Genomic DNA, 10,457 nt, shown 5'->3' with positions numbered 1-10,457 from the left:
CAAAGTGACCCCACTTACACTGGGGACTGGCGCACTTCGTTGTTGAAACCGCCCCCTTCAAGAAGCGTCGGAAGCGCCTCCGAGGGGCCCCTACCGCGAGGACCGGCCCGTGCCATGGCCGCAGTCTTCGCCAGTCTCCAGGGGCGGCAGCGCATCCAGGTTGGCCCGCACCCGGGCCAGCAGGGCCAGCAGCTGCGCCTGGGTGGCGTCGTCGCAGCCCGCCAGCACCTGGGCCGACAGGGTCTGCCGCGCGGTCTGCAGCGCCTGGTACAGCGCCTGGCCCTCGGCGCTCAGCGTGAGGCACAGGCTGCGCCGGTCCTCGGCGTGGGGCTGGCGCTCCAGCCAGCCCTTGTCCTGCAACAGGCCCAGCATGCGTGCCACCTGCGCCTTGTCGGCGCCGCTGTGGCGCACCAGCTCTTTCTGCGTGGCGCCGGGGTGGCGGCCAATGAAGTTCAGCGCGCGCACTTCATTGAAGGTCAGGTCCGGGTGCACGGAGGTCATGGCGCGCACCATGCGCGCCCGGTAGGCGTGCATCAGGTCGTGCAGAGCTTCAAACACATCGGGGCGGGCGCGTGGAGGCATGGCGTGGCTATCGGTTGACAAAGTCAACTGAATGGCGGATGATTTGGTTGATTAAATCAACATTTTACGCCATGAACGCACCTCTGCCCCTGGCCGCCACGGCCCCCTCCCTCGCCATCGAGCGCATTCGCCACCCTTTGCAGGGCCGCCACCTCCAGGTGGTGCGCCGCACCCAGGTCAGCCCTGGCTTTGTACGGCTGACCCTGGCCGGCCCCGAACTGGCAGGGTTTGCGAGCGCCGGGTTTGACGACCACCTCAAGCTCATCCTTCCTGCGCCCGGGCAGGACCGCCCCACCTTGCCCACGCTGCAGGACGGCCGCCCCGTGTTCGACGGCCCCCGCCCCGTGCTGCGTGACTACACCCCCGCGCGTTTTGACGCCGCTGCGGGCGAGCTGGACATTGAAGTCGCCCTGCACGACGCGGGCCCCGCCACCGACTGGGCCGCCAGCGCCGCCGTCGGCCAGTGGGTGGGGATTGCCGGGCCGCGCGGCAGCATGGTGGTGCCCATGGGCTTTGACTGGCACTGGCTGCTGGGCGACGAAACCGCGCTGCCCGCCATCGCCCGCCGCCTTGCCGAGCTGCCCGCCAGCGCGGTGGCCACGGTGCGCATCCAGCTGAACAACCCGGCCGACCAGCGGGTGTTGGCGAGTGCGGCGCAGGTGGACCTGCAGTGGGTGAACGCATTGCCTGCTGCCGTCGAAGCCCTGGCGCTGCCACCCGGCGCGGGCTTTGTCTGGGCTGCGGGCGAACACAGCGACATGGCCGCCGTGCGCCGCGCCGTGCTCGCCAAGCCGGGCGTGGACCCGAAACGCATGCGCATCTCTGCCTACTGGAAGCGTGGCGCGGCGGACCACCACGAGGACCTGGTCAGCGCAGCAGGGTAAGCGCCGCCGCCCGCTGTACCGCCTGTGTGACGTGCTGCAGCGCCTGCACATTCAGGCGCCAGCACTGCCAGTACAGCGGTACATCCACGGGCTTGTTCGCAATCAGCTCGACCAGGGCGCCGCTCTTCAGGTCGTCCTCCACCAGCGGGTCGGGCGTCATGCCCCAGCCCAGGCTGGCGCGGGTGGCTTTGACGAAGGCGTGGGCCTCGGGCAGCCAGTGCACGGGTGGTGCGAGCTTGCGGCGCGTGATGCGGCCCACAAAACGCGCCTGCAGCGCATCCTTGCGGTTGAACACCAGCATGGGCGCTTGCGCCAGCGTGGTGGCGTTCACCCCTTGGGCAAAGTGGCGCTCCATGAACGCAGGGCTTGCGAGCGCGCGGTAGCGCAGCGTGCCCAGCGGCAGCACCTGGCAGCCCTGCACGGGCTGCGGGTCGGCCGTCACGGCGGCCATCACGCGGCCCTCGCGCAGCAGGTTGGCCGAATGGTCCTGGTCTTCCACATGGATGTCGAAGGTGATGGCCTGCCCCTCGGCCGCCTGCGCCATGGCGTGGGGGAACCAGGTGGCCAGCGAGTCGGCATTCACGCCAATCGCCAGCCGCGTGGTGCTGTGCTGCCCGCCGCCAATGGTGGCCAGCGCATCGGCCTCGCTCAGCGCCACCTCGCGCGCATGGCGGTACAGCGCCTGGCCCGCCTCGGTGGGCGTGCAGGGGGTGGCGCGGCGCACCAGCACCTGGCCCACGCGCTCTTCCAGCAGCTTGATGCGCTGCGACACCGCCGAGCGCGTGACATGCAGCACCGCCGCCGCGCGCTCGAAGCTGCCCTCATCGATCACCGTGGCAAACGCGTTGAGCTGGGCGGAGTCGAGTTGCATGGATGGTTAGCTATTCTGACGGATCGTTAAAAAGTATAGCTGGCGTCAACGCAGGCCCTTGGCCAGAATCTGTGCCCATGGTCTCCACTGCCTTCGTTCACGGTTTCACATCCACCGCCATGCTCATCATGGCCATTGGCGCGCAAAACGCGTTTGTGCTGCGCCAGGGCCTGCGGCGCGAGCATGTGATGCCCGTGGTGCTGGTGTGCGCGTTGTCGGACGCGGTGCTGCTGCAGGTGGGCGTGTGGGGCATGGGCGGCGTGTTGCTGGCCCGGCCCGAATGGGCGCAGCTTATGCGCTGGGCGGGCGCGTTGTTTTTGCTGGTCTACGCCGCACAGACCGCCGCGCGCGCCTTGCGCCCCGGCCAGTTGCTGGTGGCCACCAGCGGCCCCGGCACCAGCCTGCGCACCACGCTGGCCACGGTGGTGGCGCTCACCTGGCTCAACCCGCATGTCTACCTGGACACCGTGGTGCTGCTGGGCACCATGGCCACGCCGTACCCGGCCTGGGGGCGTGCACTGTTTGCGGCGGGTGGCTCGCTGGCCAGCGCGCTGTGGTTCTTGTTGATCGGCCTGGGCGCCCGCTGGCTGGCGCCATTGTTTGCCACCCCGGCGGCGTGGCGGGTGCTGGACGGGGTGACGGCCACCACCATGCTGGTGCTGGCAGGGGTGATGGCTCTAAGCTAAGAAGAATAAGTTCGTTTTCTAAAAGCGCCGCTTGGGGGATAGTCTGGCCATTCAGCATTCTTTGGCGTTTTTGCCTATCCTCCCGCCCATGCGCTTCAAACACCTTCTCCTGGCCGCCGCCGTTGTTGCGGCCCTGCCCCTGGCCGCACAGTCCGCCACCTTCCGCTGGTCCCGCTCGGTGGACATTTCCACCTGGGACATCCACACCCAGAACGTGGGCGTGAACAACACCATGCACGGCGCGGTGTACGACACGCTGGTGGAATACAACAGCAAGACCTTCAAGCCCGAGCCGTCGCTGGCCACCGAGTGGAAGCTCATCAAGCCCACGCAGCTGCGCCTGACCTTGCGCAAGGGCGTGAAGTTCAGCGACGGTAGCGAGTTCACGGCCGACGATGCCAAGTTCTCGCTGGAGCGCGCCAAGTCTAAAAGCTCCAACTTCGCCGTCTACACCCAGGGCATTGACCGCGTGGAAAAAGTCGATGCCTACACTATCGACATCCATTCCGAACTGCCCAACCCGGTGTTGGTGAACCAGCTGACCGAGCTGCGCATCATGAGCAAGGCCTGGGCCGAAAAGAACAAGTCGGTCGAGCCCAAGGACATCAAGACCAAGGACGAAACCTTTGCCCACCGTAACGCGCTGGGCACTGGCCCCTACCAGCTCAAGCAGTGGACGCCCGACCAGCGCGTGGTGCTGGAGCCCAACCCGCACTGGTGGGGCAAGGGCAAGTACCCCACCAACCTGACCGAGATCGTCTACACCCCCATCAAGGCCGATGCCACACGCACGGCGGCGCTGCTCTCGGGTGAAATCGATTTCGTGATCGACCCCAGCCTGCAAGACCTGGCGCGCATCAAGCAGACGCCCAACCTGCAGGTGCTGGAGGGGCCGGAGTACCGCACCATCTTCCTGGGCCTGGACCAGTTCCGCGACGAGCTGCCCGGCTCGGACGTGAAGGGCAAGAACCCGCTGAAGGACCTGCGTGTGCGCAAGGCGCTGTACCAGGCCATCGACATCCAGTCGATCCAGCGCGTGGTGCTGCGCGGACTGGCCCAGCCCACCGGCACGCTGATTGCCAACCAGGTGAACGGCTGGACCAAGAAGGCCGACGTGCGCTACCCCTATGACCCCAAGGCCGCGCAAAAGCTGCTGGCCGATGCGGGCTACCCCAACGGCTTTGAGGTGGACTTTGCGTGCAGCGCGGGCCGCTACATCAACGACGAACAGCTGTGCCAGGCGATCACCTCGCACTGGGCCAAGGTGGGCGTGAAGGCCAAGCTGCGTTCGCTGCCTTTTGCCACGTACTTTCCGATGATCCAGCGCAACGAAGCCAGCATCTATCTGCTGGGCTGGGGCGTGCCCACGTTTGATGCGTTCTACAGCCTGCAGTCGCTGGTGCGCTCGCCCGGCGCGGGCGGTGACGGAAACTTCAACCTGGGCCGCTTCTCTGACCCGCAGATGGACGCGCTGATCGAGCGTGTGAAGAAGGAGACGGACACTGCGACGCGCAACGGCCTGATCGAGCAGGCGTTGATCAAGGAGCATGAGCTGGTGTCGCACATCCCGCTGTACAACCAGGTGATTCCGTGGGCGGGTACCAAGAAGGTGGAGATCATCCATCGCGCGGACAACCGCATCGACTGGCGGTATTTGAAGGTGAACTGATCCCCGTCGCAAACAAAAAGCCCCGGTGCTTCTGACCCGAAGCACCGGGGCTTTTTTGCGCCTGCTGAAGGGGCGTATCAGGCCATTGCGCGCTGCACCGCCGGGCGCTGCAGCATGCGCTGCGTGTGTGCAAACACCTTCGGAAACTGGGTTATGTCCACACCGTCGCTGTGCAGCCAGGTGCCAATGGTGAACAGGTAGCCGTCGGCCACCGTGTATTGCTCGCCCATCACCCACGGACCCTGGTCCGCGTTCGGCAGGTAGTGGCTTTCGATGAGGTTGAAACAGTCGGTCATGTTCTGCGGCACCTTGCGCTGCATCGCGGCCTGGGCCTCGGGCTCGTCGGCCCAGCGGCTGGCGCGGGGGCGGTGGGCGTGGGCAATGTGCACGGTGGACGCGAGGTAGCTGTGGAACTCCTGCAGACGCGCAAAGCCGTAGGCGTCGGCGGGCGCCAGGCGCGCTGCGGGAAAGCTCTGCGCCACATAGGCCAGCAATGCAGGGGTCTCCGTCAGCGTGCCTTGCGGCGTGGCCAGTGCGGGCACGCGGCCCTTGGGGTTCACCGCCAGGTATTCGGGTGTGCGTTGCTGGCCGGCCGCGAAGTCCACGCGCACCAGGTCGTAGGGGGCGCCCGCTTCTTCCAGAGCGATGCGAACGGCCTGCGCGCAGGTGCCGGGGGTGTAGTACAGCGTGAGTTGGGTCATGGTTAATATGCTATCAATTGAATAGCTGCCTGCGCATATTCCACTAGCGCCTGCAGCCGATATTGCTTGAGATGACTCAGAGCGGCTAACAAAACTCAGCGAAGCGGTTCTGGCTAGGCGCTGTGTCGCAGGCAGTACGAGCAGTACGACAAGACACAGCAACGACGCCAGAAGAGTTTTGTTAGCCGCTCTCAGTACAGGCCGCGTGTGCGCGCCATCAGCCGCACCAGGCCCAGCAAAGCATCGGTGTGGGGCGTGGGCGTGTGGGTGATCTGCCCCAGCTCGCGCACGGCGCCCACCAGGGCGTCGATCTCCATGGGCTTGCCCGCCTCCACGTCCTGCAGCATCGAGGTCTTGAACGCGCCCAGCTTGCGCGTGACGGCGTGGCGGTCCTCGGGCTGCTGGTCGATCGGCAGGCCCAGCTTTTCGCCAATGGCCTTGGCCTCCAGCATCACCGCGCTCACAAAGCCGCGCACCAGGTCGTCGTCCAGGATGCGGTCGGTGGTGGCACCCGTCAGGGCGCTGATGGGGTTGACTGTGAGGTTGCCCCACAGCTTGAACCAGATGTCTTTCTGGATGGTGGTGCTCACCTCCACATCGATGCCACCGCGCTGCAGCGTGTCGGCCAGTGCTTGCAGGCGCGGGCTGCGGCTGCCGTCCGGCTCGCCCACGATGAGGCGGTTGCCAAAGTGCTGGCGGACGAAACCCGGAGCCTCCAGCGAGCAGCTGGTGTGCACCACACTGCCCACCACGTTGCGCGCCGGGACGGCCTGGGCAATCACGCCCCCCGCGTCCACGGATTCAAGGGCATGCCCCTGCGCCGCACCGCCAAAGCCGTCAAGGAACCACCACGGCACGCCGTTCATGGCCGTGAGCACGATGGTGTCGGGCCCGATCAGCGGCGCCATGGCACGCGCCACGTCAGGCAGGCCAGGGGCCTTGACGGCGACCACCACCAGGTCTTGCACGCCCAGGGCTGCCGGGTCGTTGTGGGCCGTGACGGCCACCTGCGCCAGCGTGCCGTCGGGGCGCCGCAGACGCAAGCCATCGGCCTGCAGTGCGCGCAGCGTGTCGCCCCGCGCCACCATACTGAGGGTGTGGCCCGCTTGCGCCAGGGCCACGCCCAGCCAGCCGCCGATGGCGCCTGCGCCGTAAATACATGCTTTCATGGATGTCTGTCCTCGGGTCTGAAAGAAGAAAAGTTCAGTAGCCTGCGGGCCGGTTGGGGGCGGCGTCGGCCGCGCTGCGGTAGCGGGCCAGCAGCTCCTGCGCAGCGCTCACCAGCAGCATGGTGTCCACGCCCACGGCCACAAACAGCGCTCCAGCCGCCAGCCATTGGCGCGCCTGCGATTCGGTGGTGGCCAGAATGCCCGGCGCCTTGCCCGCGCGCAGGATGCGCGCGATGCCGTCGTGGATGGCGGCCTGCACATCCGGGTGCCCTGGGTTGCCGGGGTGGCCCATCGAGGCCGACAGGTCGGCCGGGCCGATGAACACGCCGTCCACACCGGGCGTGGCGGCAATCGCGTCGAGGTTGGCCATGGCTTCCACGGTCTCGGCCTGCACCAGCAGGCAGATCTGCTGGTTGGCCTCGTGCACATACTGCGGGTAGGCCTGCCAGCGCGACGAGCGGGCCAGCGCGCTGCCCATGCCGCGCACGCCTTCGGGCGCGTAGCGTGTGGCGCGCACCAGTTGCTGGGCCTGCTCGGGGGTATCGACCATGGGCACCAGCAGGGTCTGGGCGCCGATGTCCAGGTACTGCTTGATCAGTGCCGTGTCACCCACCGGCACCCGGGCGATAGGGTGAGGCGCCTGCACGCCTGGCGGCAGGGCGCTGGTGGCGCTGGCGATGGCCTGCAGCTGGTGAAGGATGGAGCGCAGGTCGTTGGGCGCGTGCTCGCCATCGACCAGCAGCCAGTCGTAGCCGGTGCCCGCGAGGATTTCGGCGCTGTAGCCGTTGGCCAGTCCGAGCCAGAGGCCGATTTGCGCCTGGCCCTGGGCCATGGCCTGTTTGAAGCGGTTGGTGGGTGTCTGCAATGTCAACTCCGTGCGGTGCCAAGCCCGCCATCGTACGGGCTGTTGTCTTTGTGTGCGGGGCGGGTCGCTATAGTCGGCTGCCCCTGCTTTTGCGTTCGCCCACCGACACCTGCCATGGCCAAAGAAAAAACCACGTTCACCTGTACCGAATGCGGCGGCACCAGCCCGCGCTGGCTGGGCAAATGCCCGTCCTGCGGCGCCTGGAACACGCTGATCGAGCAGGTGGCCGAGGCCGGGCCGGGCAAGAACCGCCTGAGTGCGCCGCAAGGCTACGCGGGCCTGGCCAACGCGCAACCCGTGCTGCCGCTGGCGGCCATTGAGGCCCAGGACGTGGCCCGCACCCCCAGCGGCATCGACGAGCTGGACCGCGTGCTGGGCGGCGGCATTGTGGAGGGCGGCGTGGTGCTGATTGGCGGCGACCCGGGCATTGGCAAATCCACCCTGCTGCTGCAGGCCATGGACGCGCTGCAGCGCGCGGGCTTGCCCACGCTGTACGTGACGGGCGAGGAAAGCGGCGCGCAGGTGGCGCTTCGCTCACGCCGCCTGGGCATCGAGGGCAGTCAGGTGCAGTTGCTGGCCGAGATCCAGCTCGAAAAAATATTGGCCACGGTGGACGCCACGCAACCGGCCGTGGTCGTCATCGACTCCATCCAGACCACCTATTCCGACCAGCTCACCAGCGCACCGGGTTCGGTCGCCCAGGTGCGCGAATGCGCAGCGCACCTCACGCGCATGGCCAAGGGCACGGGCATCGCCGTGATTCTGGTGGGCCATGTGACCAAAGAGGGCGCTCTGGCCGGGCCGCGCGTGCTGGAGCACATGGTGGACACGGTGCTGTACTTCGAAGGCGATACCCACAGCCAGTTCCGCCTGGTGCGCGCCATCAAGAACCGCTTTGGCGCCGTCAACGAGATTGGCGTGTTCGCCATGACCGAAAAGGGCCTCAAGGGCGTGAGCAACCCCAGCGCCATCTTCTTGAGTCAGCACTCCGAGCCCGTGCCCGGCAGCTGCGTGATGGTGACGCTGGAGGGCACACGCCCCCTGCTGGTCGAGATCCAGGCCCTGGTGGACAGCGGCGGCCCCAGCCCCCGGCGCCTGAGTGTGGGCCTGGACAAGGACCGCCTGGCCATGCTGCTGGCCGTGCTGCACCGCCACGCGGGCGTGGCGTGCATGGACCAGGACGTGTTTGTGAACGCGGTGGGCGGTGTGCGCATCAGCGAGCCTGCGGCCGATTTGGCGGTGATGTTGTCCATCACGTCCAGCCTGCGCGGCAAGGCGCTGCCCCGGGGCTTCCTGGCGTTTGGTGAGGTAGGCCTGGCGGGCGAGGTGCGGCCTGCGCCCCGGGGGCAGGAGCGATTGAAGGAGGCTGCCAAGCTGGGCTTCAGCGTGGCCGTGGTGCCCAAGGCCAACGCGCCCAAAAAGCCCATCGAGGGCCTGACCATCCACGCTGTGGAGCGTGTGGAGGAGGCCATGGACGTGGTCCGCGGCTTGTAACCCTCTCTACGCAATGCCCACAGCGCCGCCGGTGCGCCGCCGTATGACAATCGGGCCCATGAATTTGCGCAACATCCTGGTGCCCCTGGGGGCGGTGGCCCTGATCGTTTTTGGTTTCTCGGCCTATGGCTGGGCGGGCGTAGCGGCGGTCCTGGGCGGGCTGGTCATGTGGGCGCTGCTGCACTTCACGCGGCTGGTCAATGTGATGAAGAAGGCCGCCAAGCGCCCCATCGGCTACGTAGGCAGCGCCGTGATGCTCAATGCGCGGCTGGCCGAGGGCGTGAACCTGATGCATGTGGTGGCCATGACGCAGGCGCTGGGCGAGCTGCTGTCGGCCGAAGGGGCCGACCCGGAGATCTACCGCTGGACCGACGGCACCCGTTCGCACGTGACCTGTGAATTTCGCCAGGGCAAGCTGGTGAAGTGGACGCTGGAGCGCCCACCGGCAGACGCTGACACCCCCGCCCAGGGGGCTTAGGCCTCGACCGGGTTCCGGCGGGTTTGCTGCGCTGCACGGGCGGGCGGCCGTTCCTGGCGGGCTGGGGGCCCGTAAAATCCTGCTTTTGCGACCCACAGCAACCAAAGGACACCCATGAGCCCCGTAGTTCCCTCGATGGCCGACCGTGACGGCAAGATCTGGATGGACGGCCAGATGGTCGATTGGCGCGACGCCAAGATCCATGTGCTGACCCACACCCTGCACTACGGCTGCGGCGCCTTCGAAGGCGTGCGCGCCTACAACACCGCCAACGGCACGGCGATCTTCCGCCTGGAAGAGCACACCGACCGCCTCTTCAACAGCGCCAAGATCCTGCGCATGAAGATCCCGTTCACCAAGGAAGAAGTGAACGAGGCCCAGAAAGCCGTGGTGCGTGAAAACAAGCTCGAATCCTGCTACTTGCGCCCATTGACCTGGATCGGCTCGCAAAAGCTGGGCGTCTCGCCCAAGGGCAATCAGATTCACCTGATGGTGGCTGCCTGGGCTTGGGGCGCCTACCTGGGTGAGGAAGGCCTCAAGCGTGGCATCCGCGTCAAGACCAGCAGCTACACCCGCCACCACGTCAACATCACCATGACGCAGGCCAAGGCGGTGAGCAACTACACCAACTCCATCCTGGCCAACATGGAAGCCACGGACGACGGCTACGACGAGGCTCTGCTGCTGGACAGCTCGGGCTTTGTGTCCGAAGGCGCGGGCGAAAACATCTTTGTGGTCAAGAACGGCGTGATCTACACGCCCGACCTGTCGGCCGGTGCCCTGAATGGCATCACCCGCAACACGGTGTTCCACATTGCCAAGGACCTGGGCCTGGAGATCGTGCAAAAGCGCATCACGCGCGACGAGGTGTACATCGCCGACGAGGCCTTCTTCACCGGCACGGCCGCAGAAGTGACGCCCATCCGCGAACTCGACCGGATCGAGCTGGGCAGCGGATCGCGCGGCCCCATCACCGAAAAAATCCAGAGCGCCTTCTTCGACATCGTCGGTGGCCGCAACCCCAAATACGCCCACTGGCTGAGCAAGGTCTGAAGAAC

Annotated in this window: 11 protein-coding genes; 6 read left to right on the top strand and 5 right to left on the bottom strand. The window is 66.8% G+C overall.

The window, feature by feature from the left end; genetic code table 11:
- Window positions 1-90: 90 nt before the first annotated feature.
- Entirely contained in the window at window positions 91-582 is a 492-nt protein-coding gene (locus tag ACODSU_RS22105; RefSeq protein WP_488844817.1) for a MarR family winged helix-turn-helix transcriptional regulator, read from the bottom strand.
- 71 nt (window positions 583-653) lie between these two features.
- On the opposite strand from ACODSU_RS22105, the gene ACODSU_RS22100 reads away from it, so the two are divergent.
- Window positions 654-1,466 carry a siderophore-interacting protein gene (locus ACODSU_RS22100; protein WP_488805577.1) on the top strand — a complete coding sequence of 271 codons (813 nt, stop codon included), beginning with the start codon at window positions 654-656 and terminating at the stop codon, window positions 1,464-1,466.
- Here ACODSU_RS22100 and ACODSU_RS22095 read toward each other — a convergent pair.
- Window positions 1,450-2,337, bottom strand: coding sequence for a LysR family transcriptional regulator ArgP (locus ACODSU_RS22095; RefSeq protein WP_015012114.1), 888 nt, complete (start codon window positions 2,335-2,337; stop codon window positions 1,450-1,452). The two genes, ACODSU_RS22100 and ACODSU_RS22095, sit on opposite strands and share 17 nt — an antisense overlap.
- A gap of 77 nt (window positions 2,338-2,414) precedes the next feature.
- On the opposite strand from ACODSU_RS22095, the gene ACODSU_RS22090 reads away from it, so the two are divergent.
- Together ACODSU_RS22090 and ACODSU_RS22085 are read left to right on the top strand one after the other, a co-directional pair.
- Window positions 2,415-3,023 carry a LysE/ArgO family amino acid transporter gene (locus tag ACODSU_RS22090; RefSeq protein ID WP_295942621.1) on the top strand — a complete coding sequence of 203 codons (609 nt, stop codon included), beginning with the start codon at window positions 2,415-2,417 and terminating at the stop codon, window positions 3,021-3,023.
- A gap of 88 nt (window positions 3,024-3,111) precedes the next feature.
- Entirely contained in the window at window positions 3,112-4,692 is a 1,581-nt protein-coding gene (locus tag ACODSU_RS22085; RefSeq protein WP_488844815.1) for an ABC transporter substrate-binding protein, read from the top strand.
- A gap of 77 nt (window positions 4,693-4,769) precedes the next feature.
- On the opposite strand, the gene ACODSU_RS22080 is transcribed toward ACODSU_RS22085, so the two are convergent.
- The 3 genes from ACODSU_RS22080 to hpaI form a co-directional block, all read right to left on the bottom strand.
- Window positions 4,770-5,393, bottom strand: coding sequence for a glutathione S-transferase family protein (locus tag ACODSU_RS22080; protein WP_476016398.1), 624 nt, complete (start codon window positions 5,391-5,393; stop codon window positions 4,770-4,772).
- 191 nt (window positions 5,394-5,584) lie between these two features.
- Window positions 5,585-6,562, bottom strand: a complete 978-nt coding sequence (locus ACODSU_RS22075) for a 2-dehydropantoate 2-reductase (RefSeq protein WP_488844813.1) — start codon at window positions 6,560-6,562, stop codon at window positions 5,585-5,587.
- A gap of 34 nt (window positions 6,563-6,596) precedes the next feature.
- Window positions 6,597-7,427: a 4-hydroxy-2-oxoheptanedioate aldolase gene (hpaI, locus tag ACODSU_RS22070; protein WP_488844811.1), complete on the bottom strand. Its 831-nt coding sequence runs from the start codon at window positions 7,425-7,427 to the stop codon at window positions 6,597-6,599.
- A 114-nt stretch (window positions 7,428-7,541) separates the two neighbouring features.
- On the opposite strand from hpaI, the gene radA reads away from it, so the two are divergent.
- From radA to ACODSU_RS22055, 3 genes are all read left to right on the top strand, one after another.
- Window positions 7,542-8,921, top strand: coding sequence for a DNA repair protein RadA (radA, locus tag ACODSU_RS22065; RefSeq protein ID WP_015012120.1), 1,380 nt, complete (start codon window positions 7,542-7,544; stop codon window positions 8,919-8,921).
- A gap of 58 nt (window positions 8,922-8,979) precedes the next feature.
- Window positions 8,980-9,399, top strand: a complete 420-nt coding sequence (locus ACODSU_RS22060; protein WP_488844809.1) for a glycerate kinase — start codon at window positions 8,980-8,982, stop codon at window positions 9,397-9,399.
- Window positions 9,400-9,513: 114 nt separating this feature from the next.
- A complete protein-coding gene (locus tag ACODSU_RS22055; protein ID WP_444825898.1) occupies window positions 9,514-10,452 on the top strand; it encodes a branched-chain amino acid transaminase in 939 nt (312 codons plus the stop codon).
- Window positions 10,453-10,457: the final 5 nt, after the last annotated feature.

The sequence above is a fragment of the Acidovorax sp. FG48 genome (assembly GCF_057809085.1).
This window is presented reverse-complemented; position numbering and strand designations above follow the sequence as displayed.